Raw genomic sequence first — 18,141 nt, 5'->3', positions numbered from 1 at the left:
CGCCACCAGAGATGAGAACGCCCCCCATGAGCACCGGTCTGCCGCGCCCCGGCACCCCGAAGCGCCCCGGCTCCCCCACGCCGGGCCTGCGCCGCAAGAGCCCCGAACAACTGATCGCCGAGTCCGGCGGCGACCTGGAGGGCCACGGCCTCAAGCGCACGATGGGCCTTTTCCAGCTCGTCTGCTTCGGGGTCGGCGCGATCGTCGGCACCGGCATCTTCGTCGGGCTGTCCGACAGCGTGGCGGAGGCCGGCCCCGCCGTCGTGATCTCGTTCGTCCTCGCGGCGATCACCTGCATCTTCACCGCCCTGTCCTTCGCGGAACTGGGCAGCGCCATCCCGGTCTCGGGAAGCTCCTACTCCTTCGCGTACGCCGCCCTCGGCGAGCGCACCGCCTTCCTCGTGGGCTGGTGCCTGCTGCTGGAGTACGGCGTCTCGGTCTCGGCCGTCGCGGTGGGCTGGAGCCAGTACGTCAACGAGCTGCTGAACAGCCTGATCGGCTGGGAACTGCCCGGCGCCCTGTCCGCCGGGCCGGGCGAGGGCGGGGTGGTCAACCTGCCCGCGGTCGTCGTGATCGCCATGGCCGCCACGCTGCTGGTGCGCGGCGTCCGGGAGAGCGCCACCGCCACCGCCGCCATGGCGGTCCTCAAGATCGGCATCCTCGTCGCGTTCTGCGCCGTGGCGTTCAGCGCGTTCCAGGACGACAACCTGATGCCGTTCGCCACCCACGGGCTGGGCGGGATCACCGCGGGCGCCTCGCTGGCGTTCTTCTCCTACATCGGCTTCGACGCCATCACCACCGCCGGCGAAGAGGTCAAGAACCCCCGGCGGAACATCCCCCTCGCCATCCTGATCTGCATCGGCGTCGTCACCCTGCTCTACTGCGCCGTGGCGCTCTCCGCCATCGGGGCGATCGGCTCGGACGCCGTCGCGAACGAGAGCGCGGCCCTCTCCATCGCCGTCAACAGGGTCACCGACTCGTCGGTCGGCGGCGGCATCGTCGCCTTCGGCGCGGTCGTCGCCATCGCCTCGGTGGTGCTCGCCGTGATGTACGGCCAGACCCGCATCCTCATGTCGATGTCCCGCGACGGACTGATTCCGCGCGTTTTCGAACGGGTCTCGCCCACGACCCGCACCCCGGTCGCCAACACCTGGATCGTGGCCTGCGTCTTCGCCGTCCCCGCCGCCTTCGTCCCGCTCGACGTCGTCGTGAACCTGACGACCATCGGCACCCTGGCCACGATGGTCGCCGTCAACGTCGCGGTGGTGGTCCTGCGGCGCGGCCACCCCGGACTGCGGCGGTCCTTCCGGGTGCCGCTCTACCCGGTGAGCCCGCTGCTGGGCGTTCTGTGCTGCCTGTACCTGATGTACGGGACCGGCTGGACGACCTGGGTCCAGTTCGCTGTCTTCCTGGCCGTCGGCTCGCTCCTGTACACCGGCTACGGCCGCAAGCGCTCCCGGCTGGTCAGCTCCCCGGCGACGGACCCGGCTGCGCCGGTATCGCCGGAAGCGTGAACCAGACGGCCTTGCCGTGCTCCGTGGTGCGGTGACCGCACGCGGAGCTGAGGGTCCGGATCAGCAGCAGGCCGCGGCCGTGCTCCTGCCAGGGATCGACCTCGCAGCCCGGCTCCGGGCGGGACAGGTCGCCCGGCGGGGCGGGGTCGCGGTCGTGCACCTCCACCTGGCAGCCGGTCGGCAGCAGCTCCACGACCAGTTCGATGGGCTCGCCGCCCAGCGTGTGCTCGACCGCGTTGGCCACCAGTTCGGCGGTCAGCAGCTCGGCGGTATCGCTGTCGGCGGGTGCGTCGATGTCCGACAGCGCCGTACGGATGAGAGCACGGGCGATCGGCACGGCCGCGGTGGAGTGCGGCAGAGCGATGCGCCAGGAGGCGGGGGCGGGGACGTCGGGCGGCACGGCGGTTCCGTTCGGGAGCGGGTCTTCCTCGAAGCGGGAGGTCTCGACTCCTCGGGTCACTGCTTCACGGTTCGCGATTCCTCGGGTTCATCTGAAGGTTCGAGTCGAGACTTCCTGGTTTCAACCTTACGAACCGCTCCGGTCCCGCCATAGGGGCGGTCGGCCGGAGCAAAGGGGACTTTCGCCACAACGGTCTCATGGAAGTCGTATTGCGACCTCGTGACGGCGGTCACGTACGAGTGATAGCTTCGGAGGCGGAACGCGACCCGCGCCCGGCCGGCGCCGGCCCGATCGCTGAAGGGAACCCCTCCATGAGCCCCTTTCCCAGCTCGGCCCGGAGTACCGAACGGTGGCGCCATCTGCGGGTCACGCGGAAGGAAGGTGTGGCCACCGTCACATTCGACCGCCCCGAAAAACTCAACCCGCTCACCTTCGGGGCCTACGCCGATCTGCGCGACCTCCTCGCCGAACTGTCCCGGGAGCGTTCGGTCCGCGCCCTCGTCCTGGCGGGGGAGGGGCGCGGCTTCTGCTCGGGCGGCGACGTCGAGGAGATCATCGGCGCCACCCTGGCCATGGACACCGCGCAGCTCCTCGACTTCAACCGGATGACCGGACAGGTCGTCCGCGCCCTGCGGGAATGCCCCTTCCCCGTGGTCGCCGCGATCCACGGCGTCGCGGCCGGCGCCGGAGCCGTGCTGGCCCTGGCGGCGGACTTCCGGGTCGCCGACCCCTCGGCCCGCTTCGCCTTCCTCTTCACCCGGGTCGGCCTCTCCGGCGGCGACATGGGCGCGGCCTACCTGCTGCCCCGGGTCGTCGGCCTCGGCCACGCCACCCGGCTCCTGATGCTCGGGGACGCCGTCCGCGCACCCGAGGCGGAGCGGATCGGGCTGATCAGCGAGCTGGCCGAGGAGGGCGGGGCCGACGAGCGCGCCGCCGAGCTGGCCCGCCGCCTGGCGGACGGCCCCGCGCTCGCGCTCGCCCAGACCAAGGCCCTGCTCACCGCCGAACTCGACATGCCGCTCGCCGCCTCCGTCGAGTTGGACGCCAGCACCCAGGCGCTCCTGATGCACGGCGAGGACTACGCCGAGTTCCACGCCGCCTTCACCGAGAAGCGGCCCCCCAAGTGGCAGGGGCGGTAGCCGTGCCGCCCCCCGAGTCCCCCCGGCGCGCCGACACGGCGGCCGCCTCCCGCCCGGGCGCCTCCTCCGTGCGGCGGGTCGCGGTCATCGGGGGCGGCCCCGGCGGGCTCTACGCCGCGGCCCTGCTCAAACGGCTCGACCCCGACCGCGAGGTCACCGTGTTTGAGCGCAACGCCCCCGACGACACCTTCGGTTTCGGCGTCGTCCTCTCCGACGAGACGCTCGGCGGCATCGAGCACGCCGACCCCGAGGTGTACCGCGCGTTGAGCCGCGAGTTCGTCCGCTGGGACGACATCGACATCGTCCACCGCGGTCGCACCCACACCTCCGGGGGCCACGGGTTCGCCGCCCTCGGCCGCCGCCGACTCCTGGAGGTCCTGCACGAGCGCTGTGCCGCCCTCGGCGTCGATCTCCGCTTCCGCACCGAGGCCCCGCCCGCCGACGAGCTGGCCGCCGGCCACGACCTGGTCGTCGCCGCGGACGGCGTCCACAGCACCACCCGCCGGGCCCGCCCCGAAGTCTTCGGCCCGGTCCTCACCGAGCACCGCAACCGCTACATCTGGCTCGCCGCCGACTTCGCCTTCGACGCCTTCCGCTTCGAGATCGCCGAAACCCCGTACGGCGTCATGCAGCTGCACGGCTACCCGTACGCCGCCGACGCCTCCACCGTCATCGTCGAGATGCGCGAGGAGGTGTGGCGCGCCGCCGGGTTCGACACCCGCGACCCCGCCGCCTCCACCGCGCGCTGCGCCGCGTTCTTCGCCCAAGCGCTCGGCGGCCGCCCCCTGCGCGGCAACCGGTCGTCCTGGCTCACCTTCCGTACGGTCACCAACTCCCGCTGGTCGCACGGGAACACGGTGCTCATCGGAGACGCCGCCCACACCGCCCACTTCTCCATCGGCTCAGGCACCAAGCTCGCCGTCGAGGACGCCCTCGCACTGGCCGCCTGCGTCGGGGAACAGCCCGACGTGCCCACCGCGCTGGCCGCGTACGAGGCCGAGCGGCGCCCGGTCGTCGCCTCCACCCAGCGCGCCGCCGCCGCCAGCCTGCGCTGGTTCGAGGAGGTGGCCGGGTACGTGGACCAGCCGCCCCGCCGCTTCGCTTTCAACCTGCTCACCCGCAGCCGCCGGGTCACCCACGACAACCTCCGGCTGCGCGACCCCGCCTTCACGGCCGCCGTCGAGGAGGAGTTCGGCTGCCCGCCGGGCACCCCGCCGATGTTCACCCCGCTGCGGCTGCGCGGACTCGAACTGCGCAACCGGATCGTCGTCTCCCCGATGGACGTGTACTCCGCCGTCGACGGACTTCCGGGCGACTTCCACCTCGTCCACCTCGGGGCCAGAGCGCTCGGCGGGGCCGGACTCGTCATGACCGAGATGGTCTGCGTCAGCCCCGAAGGCCGTATCACCCCCGGCTGCACCGGTCTGTGGAACGACGAACAGGCCCTGGCCTGGCGGCGGATCACCGAATTCGTCCACACCCGCGCCCCCGGCGCGGCCATCGGCGTCCAACTCGGCCACTCCGGCCGCAAGGGCTCCACCAAGCTGATGTGGGAAGGCATCGACCAGCCCCTGGAGAGCGGCAACTGGCCCCTGACGGCGGCCTCCCCGCTGCCGTACCACCCCGGCGTCAGCCAGGTCCCGGCCGAACTCGACCGGGCCGGACTGGACACCGTGCGCGAGCAGTTCGTCTCCGCCGCCCTCCGTGCCGCCGCCGGCGGCTTCGATCTCCTCGAACTCCACTGCGCCCACGGCTACCTTCTCTCCGGTTTCCTCTCCCCGCTCACCAACCACCGCACCGACGCCTACGGCGGATCGCTGGAGAACCGGCTGATCTTCCCGCTCGAAGTCTTCGACGCCGTACGGGAGGTGTGGCCCGCCGAGCGGCCCATGACCGTACGGATCTCCGCCACGGACTGGGCCGAGGGCGGCACCGGGGCGGCGGACTCCGTGGAGATCGCCCGCGCCTTCGCCGAGCACGGGGCCGACGCCGTCGACGTCTCCACCGGTCAGGTCGTGCCGGACGAGCGCCCCGAGTTCGGCCGCTCCTACCAGACCCCGTACGCCGACCGCATCCGCAACAGCGTGGGCGTCCCGGTCGTCGCGGTCGGCGCGATCTCCTCCTGGGACGATGTCAACTCCCTGCTCCTGGCGGGCCGCGCGGATCTCTGCGCCCTGGCCCGCCCGCATCTGTACGACCCGCACTGGACCCTGCACGCCGCCGCCGAACAGGGCTACACCGGACCCGGCGCGCCCTGGCCCCTGCCGTACGGGGCGGGCAGCCGCCCCCCGCCCACCGGCCGCACCGACGAACCCGGGCCCCGGCTCACTCTGCGGCGATGAGACACGCGTGGCAGAGGCAGGGCGTGGGGTGGGGAGCGCCGTGGTGGGTGTCGCGGCAGTCGGCGGCGAGCCGCTCCAGCAGGGCGGCCAGCTCCTCGGCCTCCTCCCGGGACCGTGACGGCGCCCCGTACGCCTCGGCCCGCCGCAGCACGGCCGGCGAATACACCAACCGCGCCCGGAAGGCGTGCAGATGGCGCGTGCCCGTGTCGATGGTGATCCACCGGCCGGAGCCCCGCCCCCGCCCGATGGTGGACACCTGCTCGTGTCCCGTGCCCGGGTAGGTGTCCACGACGTACACCTTCGTCCCGCCCCGGTACGCCCGGGTGCCCGGCCGGAACTCCTGCCCGCCGTCCCCGTACCGCCGCCACCGCACGACGTTCGCGGCCACCAGCCAGACCGGCTCCGGGCCCGGCCCCTCCTCCGCCCTCACCCGTCCCCGGACCCCCGCACGTACCGCTCCCCGGTGTCCCGCAGCCGCTCGTGCAGGCGGTTGAAGACCTCCGCCGACCGGCCGCCCGGCCAGTCGGCGGGCAGCAGTTCCGCCGCCAACCCCGGGTCCGCGTACGGGAGCCGCCGCCAGGAGTCCAGCGCCAGCAGGTAGTCCCGATAGGCGGCCCGCGGCCGCGGCCCGTCCTCGGTCCCCCCGGCCGCCTCCCACTCCCGCAGCACCGGCTCGTGCAGCTCCAGGAAGTCGTGGTGCAGGCGCGCCACCGCCTCCAGGTCCCACCAGCGTGCCACCGCCTCGCGGGTGGCGGTGAAGCCGAGGTGCTCGCCGCGGAACAGGTCGACGTACGGGGCGAGTTCGAGCCGCTCCAGGGTGTGGCGGGTCTCCTCGTACAACCCGGCCGGCGCGATCCACACCCCGGGCGCGGCCGTGCCGAAGCCCAGGCGAGCCAGCCGGGAGCGGAGCAGGTGGCGCTTGCTGCGTTCCGCCTCGGGCACGGAGAACACCGCCAGGACCCAGCCGTCGGACAGCCGCGGCACGGGCCGCCCGTAGATCCGCCGGTCCCCGTCGTCCAGCACCTGCCGGGCCTCCGGCGAGAGGGCGTACCCCGCCGAACCGTCCGCCGCGCGGGCCGCCACCAGCAGCCCCCGCCGCTTCAGCCGCGAGACGCAGGAGCGTACGGACGGGGCGTCCACGCCCACCGCGTGCAGCAGGCGGATCAGCTCCGACACCGCGAACGGCGAGCCGTCCGCCGGACGGCCGTACGCGCCGTAGAGCGAGACGATCAGGGAGCGGGGGGTGCGCAACTCGGCCACGTGATCACTCTAGGGCCTGTCGTCACACTGCCGTCGTCCCTCAGAGCGGCTCGTCCCGGAGCAGGAAACGCTGGAGCTTGCCCGTCGCGGTGCGGGGCAGGGACTCCTCGAACACGAAGACGCGCGGGCACTTGTGCGGGGCGAGGCCGGCCTTCATGTGGGCGCGCAGCGAGTCCGGCGTCTGCGTGGAGCCCTCCCGCAGCACCACGTGTGCCACCACGATCTCGCCGCGCATCTCGTCCGCCCGGCCCACCACGGCGGCCTCCGCGACCTCCGGATGGCGCAGCAGGGCGTCCTCCACCTCGGGGCCCGCGATGTTGTAGCCGGAGGAGATGATCATGTCGTCGGCGCGGGCCACGTAACGGAAATAGCCGTCCGGTTCGCGGACGAAGGTGTCGCCGGTCATGTTCCAGCCGTGCCGCACGTATTCCGTCTGCCGCGGGTCGGCGAGATAGCGGCAGCCGACCGGGCCGCGCACGGCGAGCAGGCCCGCCTCGCCGTCCGGCAGCTCCTCCCCGTGCTCGTCCACCACCCGGGCCTGCCAGCCCGGTACGGGCACCCCCGTCAGGCCGGGGCGGATCGCGTCGTCGGCCGCCGAGATGAAGATGTGCAGCAGTTCGGTGGCCCCGATGCCGTTGATGATGCGCAGCCCCGTCGCCTCGTGCCAGGCGTGCCAGGTGGCCGCCGGCAGGTTCTCCCCGGCCGACACGCAGCGCCGCAGCGCCGACAGGTCGTGGCCGTCGAGCCGGCCGAGCATCGTGCGGTAGGCGGTGGGCGCGGTGAACAGCACCGAGACCCGGTGCCGCGCCAGTGCGGGCAGCAGGTCCCGCGGGCCCGCCTGCTCCAGCAGCAGCGCCGAGGCCCCGGCCCGCAGCGGGAAGACCAGCAGCCCGCCGAGGCCGAAGGTGAAGCCGAGCGGCGGGCTCCCCGCGAACACGTCGTCGGGCACCGGGCGCAGCACGTGCCGCGAGAAGGTGTCCGCGATGGCCAGGAGGTCCCGGTGCAGGTGCATGCAGCCCTTGGGCCGCCCGGTGGTCCCCGAGGTGAACGCGATGAGCGCGACCTCGTCGGCGGCCGTGTCCACCGCCCGGAACGGCCCGCTCCGCCCCTCCGCCAACCGGGTCAGGTCCCCCTCCCCGTCCCCGCCGAACAGGGTGATCCGCAGCCCCCCGACGTCCGCCTCCACCAGATCCCGTACCGACCGGGCGTCGCACAGGGCGTGGCCGATCCGGGCCGACGAGCAGATGGCGGCCAGCTCCGTGGCGCGCGCCTGCGCCAGTACGGTGACGGCGACCGCGCCCGCCTTCATGACGGCGAGCCAGCAGGCGGCCAGCCATGGTGTGGTCGGCCCGCGCAGCAGCACCCGGTTGCCCGGCACCACGCCCAGGTCCTCCGTCAGAACCCCGGCGATCCGGTCCACCGTCTCCCGCAGCTCGCCGTAGCTCCACACGCCGCCGTCCGCCGAGCGCAGTGCGGGACGGCCGGGACCGTGCTCCTCGACGGTGCGGTCCAGCAGCTCGTGGCCGCAGTTCAGCCGGTCGGGGTAGTGCGGCGCGGGATCGTCCAGGAGGAGTCCGGGCCACTGCTCCGGCGGCGGGAGGTGGTCGCGCGTGAACGTGTCGACGTGGGCGCCGGGGACGGACCCGGGCGCCCCGGGATGCGCGCCGCGGACGCGTGCGGACGCGTCAGCGGCGGCTGCGGGCGTGCTCTGCGAGGAATTCGGCTCCATCAAGGATCGCCCCCTTGTCGCCTCTGGAGCGTATCGTTTGAGTGACGGTAGTCAACGGCCCGCGATAGAACGGCGACGCGACCCGTGCGGCACGGCCGTCGCGGCAGGGGCGGCATGACAGTGACGCGACACGGTGGACACCCGACAAGAGAGGCGCCGCCATGACGGCATTCTCCCTCGAACCGGAACAAACCGCCTGGTGCGAGGAGCTGCGCACCCTCGCCGAGCGGGAACTGCGCCCGCTCGCGGAGAAGGGAGAGCCCGGCCGCGTCAACCGCCCGCTGCTGAGGGCTCTCGGCGACCTCGGCCTCCTGGGCCGGATGCTCGGTTCCGGCGCACTGGACCTGTGCCTGCTGCGCGAGTCCCTGGCCCGGGGCTGCGCCGAGGCCGAGACCGCCCTCGCCCTCCAGGGCCTCGGGACCGCCCCGATCGTCCAGGCGGGCGCCCCCGCCCACCGCGAACGCTGGCTCCCCGAGGTCCGGGCCGGGCGGGCCGTCGCCGCGTTCGCACTGAGCGAGCCGGGTGCGGGCTCCGACGCGGCGGCCCTGAGCCTGGCCGCCGAGCCCACCCCGACCGGCTGGGCGCTCACCGGCGAGAAGTGCTGGATCTCCAACGCCCCCGAGGCCGACTTCGCCGTGGTCTTCGCCCGGACCACCCCGGGCGCGGGCTCCCGGGGCGTCACCGCGTTCCTGGTCCCCGCCGACCGCCCCGGGCTCACCGGCTCCCCCCTCGACATGCTCTCCCCGCACCCCATCGGAACCCTGGAGTTCGACGGCGTACCGGTCACCGCCGACGACGTGCTCGGCGAACCCGACCGGGGCTTCCGGGTCGCGATGAACACCCTCAACCTCTTCCGGCCCAGCGTCGGGGCGTTCGCCGTGGGCATGGCGCGCGCCGCGCTGGACGCGACCGTGGACCACACCGCCCGCCGGACCGCGTTCGGCGGTCCGCTGAGCGACCTCCAGGCCGTCTCGCACCAGGTCGCGGAGATGGCCACCCGCACCGAGGCCGCCCGCCTCCTGGTGTACGCGGCGGCCGCCGCGTACGACGCGGGGGAGGAGGGCGTACCGCGCCGCGCGGCGATGGCCAAGCTGTACGCCACCGAGACCGCGCAGTACGTCGTCGACACCGCCGTCCAGCTCCACGGGGCCCGCGCCCTGCGCCGGGGCCATCTGCTCGAACACCTCTACCGCGAGGTCCGCGCGCCGCGCATCTACGAGGGCGCGAGCGAGGTGCAGCGCGCCATCATCGCCAAGGAGCTGTACGCGAACGCCGCCCGGCGACCGCGTGGTCCGAGGCCGCCCGGCACCGCCCCCGCCCCCTCCGCCGCGCCGCCCGACCCCTCCGCCGTCCACGAGCCGCCGTCCGTCGCGCCCCCGACCCAGGAGCCGCCCGCATGAGCCCGTCCCACCGGATCAACCCCGCCGAACTCTCCCCGCCCACCGGATTCAGCCACGCGGTCGTCGCCACCGGCGGACACCTGGTCTTCCTCGCCGGGCAGACCGCGCTCGACCCGCGGGGCGAGGTCGTCGGGGACACCCTGCCCGACCAGTTCGCCCTCGCGCTGGGCAATCTGCTCACCGCCCTCCACGCGGCCGGCGGCGCCCCCGCCGACCTCGCCCGGGTCACGGTGTACGCCACCGACGTGGACGACTACCGCGCCCACGCCTCCGAGCTGGGCCGGATCTGGCGCAGGCTCGCCGGGCGGGACTACCCGGCGATGGCGGTCATCGGCGTGGCCCGGCTCTGGGACGAACAGGCGATGGTCGAGATCGACGGGATCGCGGTGCTGCCGTGAGGCGGGGCCCCGGTGGGCCGTGACCCGCGTTGCGGTCCTGGGGCGGCGGCCCCGCCCCAGGACCGCCCCTCCCCTCGGGGGCGAGCAGAGTGGAACGGGGGCGCGCGGCGCGCCGGATGGGTGAAGCAGGTCAGGGGATATATCTGTATTAAGTGCCCTTTATCCCGGACTCTCCACCGTTCCGACCGGTCCCCTCGCCGTGATCGCGCTCATCGTCGCCCACTTCGCCCTGGCGGCCTGCGCCGGCCCGCTGGTCCACCGGCTGGGCCGACGGGCGTTCGCCGTGCTCGCGCTGCCCCCGGCCGCCGCCACCGTCTGGGCGCTCACCCGCTGGAACACCGCCGCGTCCGGTGGCGCGGACACCTGGTCCTGGCGGTGGATCCCGGACTACGACGTCGCCGTGGACCTGCGGCTCGACGCGCTGTCCGAGCTGATGGTGCTCCTCGCCGCCGGAGTTGGAGCGCTCGTCCTGCTCTACTGCGCCTCCTACTTCACCGACGACACCCCGCAGCTGGGCCGCTTCGCCGGGAACCTCCTCGCCTTCACCGGGGCGATGCTCGCCCTCGTCCTCGCCGACGACCTGATCACGCTCTACGTGTTCTGGGAGCTGACCACGGTCTTCTCCTACCTGCTGATCGGCCACGGCAGCGAACACCGGCACAGCCGCCGCTCCGCCCTCCAGGCCCTCGTCGTCACCACCTTCGGCGGGCTCGCCATGCTCATCGGCTTCCTGATCATCGGTCAGGCCGCCGGTACCTACCGGATCTCCGCCGTCGTCGCCGAACCCCCCGAGGCGACGCTCGCCGTCTCCGTCGCCGTCGTCCTCGTGCTGTGCGGGGCGCTGTCGAAGTCCGCGATCTGGCCGTTCTCCATGTGGCTGCCGAACGCCATGGCCGCCCCGACCCCCGTCAGCGCCTATCTGCACGCCGCCGCGATGGTCAAGGCCGGGGTCTACCTGATCGCCCGGCTCGCCCCCGCCTTCGCCGACGTCCCCGTCTGGAAACCCGTCGTCCTCGTCCTCGGCGGCGCGACCATGCTGCTCGGCGGCTGGCGGGCCCTGCGGCTGAACGACCTCAAGCTCGTGCTCGCCTACGGAACCGTCAGCCAGCTCGGCTTCCTCGCCCTGCTCGCCGGGACCGGCAACCGCGACGCCGCGCTCGCCGCCGTCGCGATGATCCTCGCCCACGCCCTCTTCAAGGCCCCGCTGTTCCTCGTCACCGGCATCGTCGACCACGCGGCCGGCACCCGCGACCTGCGCGCACTCTCCGGAGTCGGCCGCTCCCTGCCGTACGTCGCCGCCGTCGCCGGGCTCGCCGCCGCCTCCATGGCCGCCCTCCCGCCGCTGCTCGGCTTCGCCGCGAAGGAGGCCGCGTTCGAGGCACTGCTGCACGGCTCGGCGGCCGAACGGTGGGCGCTCGCCGTCGTGGTGGCCGGGTCCGCGCTGACCACCGCGTACACCCTGCGGTTCCTCTGGGGCGCGTTCGCCCGCAAACAGGGCCTCCCCGACACCCCCGTGCACCGCGTCGGGCGGGCCTTCCTCGCCCCGCCCGCCCTGCTCGCCGTCCTCGGCCTGGTCCTCGGCCCCGGCGTCGGCTGGACCGACCGCCTGCTGGGCGCGTACGCCGACACGCTCCCGGCCGGCCCCGACCCGTACCACCTCGCCCTCTGGCACGGACTCGGGACCGCCCTGCTGCTGTCCGCCCTCGCCTGGGCCGCGGGCGCCGTGCTCTTCCTCGCCCGCGCCCGGGTCACCCGCGTCTCCCGGCGGATCGCCTGGCCCACCGCCGACAGCGTCTTCGGCCACCTGCTGCTCGGGCAGGAACGCCTCGCCCTCCAGGTCACCGGCTTCATCCAGCGCGGCTCCCTCTCCGTGTACCTGGCCACCACCCTGCTCGTCATGCTCGCCGGACAGTTCGCCGTCCTCGTGGTCGACACCCCCTGGGAGGGGGCCGCGCGCCCCCGGCCCTGGGACAACCCCCTCCAAGGCGCCGTGGCCGTCCTGACCTGCGCCGCCGCCCTGCTCTGCCTGACGGTGCGACGGCGCATGAAGGCCGTCGTGCTGGCCGGGCTGACCGGCTACGGCACCGCACTGCTCTTCGTCGTCCAGGGCGCCCCCGACCTGGCGCTCACCCAGTTCTGCGTCGAGACGGTCGCGATGATCGTCTTCGTCCTGGTGCTGCGCCGCATGCCCGTCCACTTCCAGGAGACCGTGTCCACCTGGCGGCGGGCCGTCCGCGTCCCCGTGGCCCTCGCCGCCGCGGCCACCGTCGGCGTCGGCCTCTGGGTCACCGCCGCCGCGCGCACCGCCGAACCGGCCGGCGCCGCCATGGTCGAAGAGGTCGCCGACCACGGGCTCAAGGACGTCGTGGCCACCATCCTCGTCGACCTGCGCGCCTGGGACACGATGGGGGAGTCGGCCGTGCTGGCCGCTGCCGCGATCGGCGTCACCAGCCTCATCTACCTGCACCGCCGCAGCGAGGGCACCATGGCCCCGGAGGAGTTGCGGGGCCCCACCGCCTGGTCGCTGTCCGCGCACCACTCCGCCCGGCTGCCGCAGGGCGACGAGGTGGCGCCCGAACGCGACTGGCTGGCCGCCGGCTCCACCCTCGCCCCCGAACACCGCTCGATCGTCTTCGAAGTCGTGGCCCGGCTGCTGTTCCACCCGATCCTGGTGCTCTCGGTCTATCTGCTGTTCTGCGCCGAGAGCCTGCCCGGCGGCGGGTTCGTCGCCGGACTCGTCGCCGGACTCGCGATGATCACCCGCTACCTGGCGGGCGGGCGCTTCGAACTCGCCGAGGCCGCCCCCCTCCAGCCCGGACTCTTCACCGGCCTCGGCCTCTTCGTCTCCACCGCCGTCGGCCTCCTGGGCCTCCTCGACGGCACCGTCCTGCACGCCTTCACGTACCACGGGCGCCTGCCGGTCTTCGGCGCGTACCACCTGAGCACCCCGGTCCTCTTCGACTTCGGCGTCTACCTGCTGGTGCTCGGCGTCGTCCTGGACATCGTGCGCGCCCTCGGCGCCAAGGTCGACCGCCAGATCGAACGGGCGGCGGGCGTCCTCACCCCCGAAGGCGGCCCCGAAGCGGGAGGGCCCGCCCGGTGACCGTCAGCGCCTCGCTCATCGCCACGGCCGTCGTGCTCTGCGCCGTCGGCGGCATCCTCATGCTCACCCGTCCGCTGACCCGCATCCTGCTCGGCGCCGTCATCGTCGGCAACGGCATCAACCTGCTGGTCCTCTCCACCACCGGCCGGGCCGGCGCCGAACCCCTGCTCTACGGGGTCTCGTTGAGCCGGGTCACCGACCCGCTGCCGCAGGCCATCGCGCTGACGGCCATCGTCATCACCCTGGCCACCACCGCGTTCCTGCTGGCCATGGCCTACCGCAGCCACCAGCTCACCGGCACCGACGAGGTCCACGACGACCTGGAGGACCGGCGCATCGTGCTGCGTGCCGAAGTGCTCGACGAACGGGCCGAGTTGCGGGAGCGGTTCCGGTCGGGGGCCGAACCCACCGCCGGGGAGCGCGAGCGCTACCGCGAGGAGCGCCGCCGCCTCCGCGGCCGGCTCCGCGCCGACCGGGCCCGCCAGGCCCGAGGCCGCGACGCCTCCGGAAACCTCTGGAACGACGTGCTCGGGGCGGACCCGGAGGACTACGCGCGCGAAGGCGACGCCAAGGCGGACGACCGCTACCCCCGCGACCGAGGAGCTGACGGATGAACGCGATCGTTCCGCTGCCGGTGCTGCTGCCGCTGTGCGCCACCGGCCTCAGCCTCGCCTTCGGCGTCCGGCTGGCACGCTTCCAGCGCTTCATCAGCGTCGCGGTGCTCACCGCCGTGCTCGTGCTCTCGGTGACCCTCATGGTCGCCGCCGACCGGCAGGGCCCGCTCTCCGTCCACCTCGGCGACTTCGCCCCGCCGCTCGGCATCACCCTGGTCGCCGACCGCCTGTCCGGGCTGATGCTCACCGTCTCCTCGGCCGTGACGCTGTGCGTGCTGGTCTACTCCCTCGGCCAGGGCATGACCGACCGGGACAAGGAGACCCCGCTCGCCGTCTTCCACCCCGCCTATCTGATCCTGGTCGCCGGGGTCTCCTGCACCTTCCTCGCCGGCGACCTCGTCAACCTCTACGTCGGCTTCGAGATCATGCTGGTCGCCAGCTTCGTCCTGCTCACCCTCGGCGGCACCGGTCCCCGGATGCGGGCGGGCTCCACGTACGTGATCATCTCGCTGTTCTCCTCGATGCTCTTCCTCACCGCCATCGCCATGACGTACGCGGCCACCGGCACCGCCAACTTCGCCCAGCTCGCCACCCGCGTGGCCGACCTCCCCCTCGGCGTGCAGACCCTGATCCAGGCGATGCTGCTGACCGTCTTCGCGATCAAGGCCGCCGTCTTCCCGCTCGCCGCCTGGCTGCCCGACTCCTACCCGACCGCCCCCGCCCCGGTCACCGCCGTCTTCGCCGGGCTGCTCACCAAGGTCGGCGTCTACTGCATGCTGCGCACCGAGACCCTGATCTTCCCCGGCAACCGCCTCGGCGACCTCCTCATGGCCGTCGCGCTGGCCTCGATGGTCATCGGCATCCTCGGCGCCGTCGCCCAGACCGACCTCAAGCGGCTGCTCTCCTTCACCCTGATCAGCCACATCGGCTACATGGTCTTCGGGATCGGCCTCGCCACCCGGGAGGCGTACGGCGGGGCCATCGTGTACGTCGCCCACCACATCACCGTCCAGACGGCCCTGTTCCTCGTCGCCGGGCTCATCGAACGCCGGGGCGGGACAACCGAGTTGACCCGTCTCGGGGGCCTCGCCAAAGCCGCCCCGATACTCGCCCTGCTCTTCTTCGTCCCGGCGATGAACCTCGCCGGGATCCCTCCGCTCTCCGGTTTCATCGGCAAGCTCGGGCTGATGCGGGCCGGCGTCGCGGACGGCGGCGCCTGGGCCTGGGTCCTGGTCGCCGGCTCGGCGGCCACCAGCCTGCTCACCCTCTACGTCGTCGCCAAGGTCTGGAACCTGGCCTTCTGGCGCGCGGCCCCGCCCGGCCAGGCCGCCGCCGGCACCGTCCTGGAGTCCGGCGACGACAGCGACGACGACAGCGACGCGGGCCCCGACGACATCCCCGGCACCGGCGACGAGGGCACCGCGCCCGCCCGCCGCCCGGAGGGCCGGGCCGTCGCCGCGACCCTGCACGGGCGGGCCGTCACCACCACCAGCAGGCTGCCCCCCCCGATGACCGCGGCCACCGCCGCCACCATCGCCATCGCCCTCGCCTTCACCGTGTTCGCCGACCCGCTCACCTCCTACACCGACCGCACGGCCGCCGAACTCATCCAGCGGTCCCCCTACATCCAGGAGGTGCTGGGCCGGTGAGACGCGGGTTCCGCTTCTCGTTCCGCAACGCCGATCTGCCGCCGCTGAGCTGCGAGTTCGGAACCCGCCGCCGACGGGTGCTGGACCTGCCGCTGATCGCCTGGCTGACCGTCATCTGGGTCCTGCTCTGGTCCACGCTGACCTGGGCGAACGTCCTCACCGGCCTGGTCGTCTCGGTCGCCGTCTGCCTGGCCTTCCCGCTGCCCCGGGTGGACCTCGGGCTGCGGCTCCATCCCTGGGGCATCCTCCACCTGGCCTGCCACCTCTTCCACGACATGTACACCTCGGGGGTGAAGGTCACCCGGCAGACCTTCTTCGGCCTGCCCCACCGGGCCGCCGTCATCGGCGTCCCCCTGCGCTGCCGCGGCGACCTGATGCTCGCGGCCACCGCCGTCGCCGTCTCCAACGTCCCCGGCGGCTCCGTCATCGAGGTGCGCCGGGCCACCGCCACCGTCTTCCTGCACGTCCTGGACGCCGACCGGCCCGAGGAGCTGGAAGCCGCCCGCCGCCAGGTCTGGCGGATGGAGGAACTGACCGTACGGGCCTTCGGCACCCCCGACGAGATCGCCCGTGTCGCCGAACCCCCGCCACCGCCCCAGCTCGCCGCCGGGAGGCCCGCACCATGACCGCACCCGAACAGGCCGACCGGATCCTGCTGACCGCAGCCGTCGTGCTGATCCTCGTCGCCGGAGCGCTGCTGCTGGCCCGGATCTGGCGCGGCCCCTCCATGCTGGACCGGGCGATCTCGCTGGACGTCTGCGCCGCCCTGATCATCGCGGGCCTCGCCGCCAAATCGGCGTTCGCCCGTGACCCGTTCTACTTCCCGATCATGCTGGTGCTGGCGTTCCTCGGGTTCACCGGCTCGGTGGGCATCGCCCGCTTCATCGCCGTACGCGACCGGCCCCGCCCCCTGCGCCCCGGCGCGGCCGAGGAGGACCCGCGATGAACGTCTGGCTCCAGATCGTCGACACGGCCGGCGCCGCGCTGCTCCTCCTGGGCGCCGCGATCTGCCTGCTCGGGGTGATCGGCATGGTCCGGCTGCCCGACGTCCTCTCCCGCAGCCACGCGGCGACCAAGCCGCAGACCCTCGGCATGATCCTGGTGCTGGCCGGGGTGGCGCTGCGGCTGCGCAGCGGAATGGACCTCGCCACCCTGGCCCTCATCGCCTTCTTCCAGATGCTCACCGGGCCGGTCGCCTCCCACCTGGTGGCCCGCTCCGCGTACCGCACGGGCCAGGTCGACCACGAGGACCTGCTCTTCGACGAACTCGACGAACAGCTCACCGACGGCAGATGAGACCGGGGCGGGGCGGACCCTCGCCCCGCCAACCGATCCCCTCCCGCCAAAACGCCCCGGGACCGGCCTCCACGTGCCATGATGCGGGCGGACCATGCCGGACGCTGGGGGGCGTATGGGAAGCACGGGCACGGTGCTGCGCGAATTGCGCGGCGCACAGAAGAGCGCCAAGGGCGTCTCGCTCTACTCGCGGTACGTGAACCGGCCCGCCGGGCGCGTGCTCGCGGCCGGGGCCTGCCGGGCGGGTATGACGCCCCATCAGGTCACCTTGGCGAGCGCGCTGTTCACCTACGGCGCCCTGGCCGCGGTCGCCCTCGTCGAACCGTCCTGGACGCTCGCCGTCCTGGTCTACGCCGCCCTCGTGGTCGGCTTCGCCCTCGACTCGGCGGACGGGCAGCTCGCCCGGCTCACCGGCCGGGGCGGGCCCGACGGGGAGTGGCTGGACCACGTGGTGGACTGCGGCAAGCTGCTGCTCGTCCACACCGCCGTCCTGATCTCCTTCTACCGTTTCGGACAACTGCCCTCGGACGCCTGGCTGCTGCTGCCGCTGGGCTTCCAGCTGGCCGCCGTGGTGACCTTCTGCGCCGGGCTGCTGCGCGAACAGCTCGGCAGGGCGGCGGTGAGCGCCCGGGGCCCTTCGTGGGCGGTTCCGGCGGCGCCGGCCTCCCGGACGCGGGCGGTGGCACTGCTGCCCGCCGACTACGGCGTGTTCTGCCTGGTGTTCCTGCTGCTCGGCGCACCCGGGGCCTTCCGCACCGGGTACGCCGTGCTCGCGGTGGTGCACACGCTGTTCCTGGCGGCCTTCCTCGCCAAGTGGTTCAGGGAGCTGAAAGCGCTCCGGGCCGGCTGACGAGGACGTCCAGCGCCCGGCGGAGCTGGGTGCTGGACGTGTGCACGGTGTACGGGAAGTAGACGACCTCCACGCCCACTTCGGCGAAGTCGCGCTCCAGCTTCCGGCCCCTCTCCGTGCCCCGCCAGTCGTCCCCCTTGAAGATCACGTCGAACCGGACCTGCTGCCAGGTCTCGACCTTGTCCGGCACGGTCTCCACGAACGCGGCGTCCACGAAGCGCACGCTGCGGACGATCTCCAGGCGTTCGCGGAGCGGGACGACCGGCGTGTGGCCCTTGGCCAGGGCGGCCATCTCGTCCGACACGACCCCCGCCACCAGGTAGTCGCACTGGCTGCGGGCATGCCGCAGAATGTTGAGGTGCCCGACGTGGAACAGGTCGTACACCCCGGGTGCGTAACCCACCCTGTGCTGCACCATCCGTATCTCTCCCCCCACGGTGAACGTGA

At 73.4% G+C, this 18,141-nt stretch carries 17 protein-coding genes; 12 read left to right on the top strand and 5 right to left on the bottom strand.

What is annotated here, in order from left to right:
* The first annotated feature begins 26 nt into the window (after positions 1-26).
* Complete coding sequence (locus AMK24_RS10250; RefSeq protein ID WP_073767315.1) at positions 27-1,514, top strand: amino acid permease; 1,488 nt, start codon at positions 27-29, stop codon at positions 1,512-1,514.
* Here the strand turns inward: AMK24_RS10250 and AMK24_RS10245 are convergent.
* On the bottom strand, positions 1,465-1,914 hold the full coding sequence (locus AMK24_RS10245) for an ATP-binding protein (RefSeq protein ID WP_073768741.1): 450 nt from the start codon (positions 1,912-1,914) through the stop codon (positions 1,465-1,467). The two genes, AMK24_RS10250 and AMK24_RS10245, sit on opposite strands and share 50 nt — an antisense overlap.
* Positions 1,915-2,225: 311 nt before the next feature.
* Here AMK24_RS10245 and AMK24_RS10240 point away from each other — a divergent pair, with 311 nt between their 5' ends.
* Together AMK24_RS10240 and AMK24_RS10235 are read left to right on the top strand one after the other, a co-directional pair.
* A complete protein-coding gene (locus AMK24_RS10240; protein WP_073767313.1) occupies positions 2,226-3,053 on the top strand; it encodes an enoyl-CoA hydratase family protein in 828 nt (275 codons plus the stop codon).
* A 68-nt stretch (positions 3,054-3,121) separates the two neighbouring features.
* Complete coding sequence (locus tag AMK24_RS10235) at positions 3,122-5,395, top strand: bifunctional salicylyl-CoA 5-hydroxylase/oxidoreductase (RefSeq protein ID WP_073768739.1); 2,274 nt, start codon at positions 3,122-3,124, stop codon at positions 5,393-5,395.
* On the opposite strand, the gene AMK24_RS10230 is transcribed toward AMK24_RS10235, so the two are convergent.
* The 3 genes from AMK24_RS10230 to AMK24_RS10220 are packed head-to-tail and all read right to left on the bottom strand — an operon-like array spanning position 5,379 to position 8,384.
* Positions 5,379-5,783, bottom strand: coding sequence for a hypothetical protein (locus AMK24_RS10230; RefSeq protein ID WP_384579014.1), 405 nt, complete (start codon positions 5,781-5,783; stop codon positions 5,379-5,381). The two genes, AMK24_RS10235 and AMK24_RS10230, sit on opposite strands and share 17 nt — an antisense overlap.
* Positions 5,784-5,821: 38 nt before the next feature.
* Entirely contained in the window at positions 5,822-6,655 is an 834-nt protein-coding gene (locus AMK24_RS10225; RefSeq protein ID WP_073767309.1) for a PaaX family transcriptional regulator, read from the bottom strand.
* Between the two features lie 40 nt (positions 6,656-6,695).
* Positions 6,696-8,384, bottom strand: coding sequence for an AMP-binding protein (locus tag AMK24_RS10220; protein ID WP_073767307.1), 1,689 nt, complete (start codon positions 8,382-8,384; stop codon positions 6,696-6,698).
* A gap of 161 nt (positions 8,385-8,545) precedes the next feature.
* Between AMK24_RS10220 and AMK24_RS10215 the strand changes: the two genes are divergently transcribed.
* From AMK24_RS10215 to AMK24_RS10175, 9 genes are all read left to right on the top strand, one after another.
* Positions 8,546-9,784 (top strand): acyl-CoA dehydrogenase family protein, encoded by a 1,239-nt coding sequence (locus tag AMK24_RS10215; protein ID WP_073767305.1) that lies wholly within the window; start codon positions 8,546-8,548, stop codon positions 9,782-9,784.
* Positions 9,781-10,182 (top strand): RidA family protein, encoded by a 402-nt coding sequence (locus AMK24_RS10210; protein ID WP_073767303.1) that lies wholly within the window; start codon positions 9,781-9,783, stop codon positions 10,180-10,182. The genes AMK24_RS10215 and AMK24_RS10210 overlap by 4 nt, the downstream gene beginning before the upstream one ends.
* Positions 10,183-10,381: 199 nt before the next feature.
* The gene (locus AMK24_RS10205; RefSeq protein ID WP_073767301.1) at positions 10,382-13,285 is read left to right on the top strand and encodes a Na+/H+ antiporter subunit A; all 2,904 of its coding nucleotides are present in this window, start codon (positions 10,382-10,384) and stop codon (positions 13,283-13,285) included.
* Positions 13,282-13,899, top strand: a complete 618-nt coding sequence (locus AMK24_RS10200) for a Na(+)/H(+) antiporter subunit C (protein WP_073767299.1) — start codon at positions 13,282-13,284, stop codon at positions 13,897-13,899. Before AMK24_RS10205 ends, AMK24_RS10200 begins: the two co-directional genes overlap by 4 nt.
* Entirely contained in the window at positions 13,896-15,548 is a 1,653-nt protein-coding gene (locus AMK24_RS10195) for a Na+/H+ antiporter subunit D (RefSeq protein WP_073767297.1), read from the top strand. Before AMK24_RS10200 ends, AMK24_RS10195 begins: the two co-directional genes overlap by 4 nt.
* The gene (locus AMK24_RS10190; RefSeq protein WP_073767295.1) at positions 15,545-16,174 is read left to right on the top strand and encodes a Na+/H+ antiporter subunit E; all 630 of its coding nucleotides are present in this window, start codon (positions 15,545-15,547) and stop codon (positions 16,172-16,174) included. Before AMK24_RS10195 ends, AMK24_RS10190 begins: the two co-directional genes overlap by 4 nt.
* Positions 16,171-16,494, top strand: a complete 324-nt coding sequence (locus tag AMK24_RS10185) for a monovalent cation/H+ antiporter complex subunit F (protein ID WP_073767293.1) — start codon at positions 16,171-16,173, stop codon at positions 16,492-16,494. The genes AMK24_RS10190 and AMK24_RS10185 overlap by 4 nt, the downstream gene beginning before the upstream one ends.
* Positions 16,491-16,844: a monovalent cation/H(+) antiporter subunit G gene (gene mnhG / locus AMK24_RS10180; RefSeq protein ID WP_073767291.1), complete on the top strand. Its 354-nt coding sequence runs from the start codon at positions 16,491-16,493 to the stop codon at positions 16,842-16,844. Before AMK24_RS10185 ends, mnhG begins: the two co-directional genes overlap by 4 nt.
* Positions 16,845-16,959: 115 nt before the next feature.
* Positions 16,960-17,694, top strand: a complete 735-nt coding sequence (locus tag AMK24_RS10175; RefSeq protein ID WP_073767289.1) for a CDP-alcohol phosphatidyltransferase family protein — start codon at positions 16,960-16,962, stop codon at positions 17,692-17,694.
* On the opposite strand, the gene AMK24_RS10170 is transcribed toward AMK24_RS10175, so the two are convergent.
* Entirely contained in the window at positions 17,663-18,112 is a 450-nt protein-coding gene (locus tag AMK24_RS10170) for an adenylyltransferase/cytidyltransferase family protein (RefSeq protein WP_073767287.1), read from the bottom strand. The genes AMK24_RS10175 and AMK24_RS10170 overlap by 32 nt on opposite strands.
* Between the last annotated feature and the right edge of the window lie 29 nt (positions 18,113-18,141).

This window comes from Streptomyces sp. CB02366, assembly GCF_001905905.1.
Lineage (GTDB): Bacteria > Actinomycetota > Actinomycetes > Streptomycetales > Streptomycetaceae > Streptomyces.
Note: the sequence above shows the minus strand (reverse complement) of the source record. Positions and strands in the feature narration are given on the sequence as shown.

Bases quoted from the DNA above. Each gene is read 5' to 3' on its own strand.
- AMK24_RS10250 (WP_073767315.1), top strand. From the start codon at position 27: ATGAGCACCGGTCTGCCGCGCCCCGGCACCCCGAAGCGCCCCGGCTCC.
- AMK24_RS10240 (WP_073767313.1), top strand. From the start codon at position 2,226: ATGAGCCCCTTTCCCAGCTCGGCCCGGAGTACCGAACGGTGGCGCCAT.
- AMK24_RS10220 (WP_073767307.1), bottom strand. From the start codon at position 8,384: ATGGAGCCGAATTCCTCGCAGAGCACGCCCGCAGCCGCCGCTGACGCG.
- AMK24_RS10215 (WP_073767305.1), top strand. From the start codon at position 8,546: ATGACGGCATTCTCCCTCGAACCGGAACAAACCGCCTGGTGCGAGGAG.
- AMK24_RS10210 (WP_073767303.1), top strand. From the start codon at position 9,781: ATGAGCCCGTCCCACCGGATCAACCCCGCCGAACTCTCCCCGCCCACC.
- AMK24_RS10195 (WP_073767297.1), top strand. From the start codon at position 13,896: ATGAACGCGATCGTTCCGCTGCCGGTGCTGCTGCCGCTGTGCGCCACC.
- AMK24_RS10185 (WP_073767293.1), top strand. From the start codon at position 16,171: ATGACCGCACCCGAACAGGCCGACCGGATCCTGCTGACCGCAGCCGTC.
- mnhG (WP_073767291.1), top strand. From the start codon at position 16,491: ATGAACGTCTGGCTCCAGATCGTCGACACGGCCGGCGCCGCGCTGCTC.
- AMK24_RS10175 (WP_073767289.1), top strand. From the start codon at position 16,960: ATGGGAAGCACGGGCACGGTGCTGCGCGAATTGCGCGGCGCACAGAAG.
- AMK24_RS10170 (WP_073767287.1), bottom strand. From the start codon at position 18,112: ATGGTGCAGCACAGGGTGGGTTACGCACCCGGGGTGTACGACCTGTTC.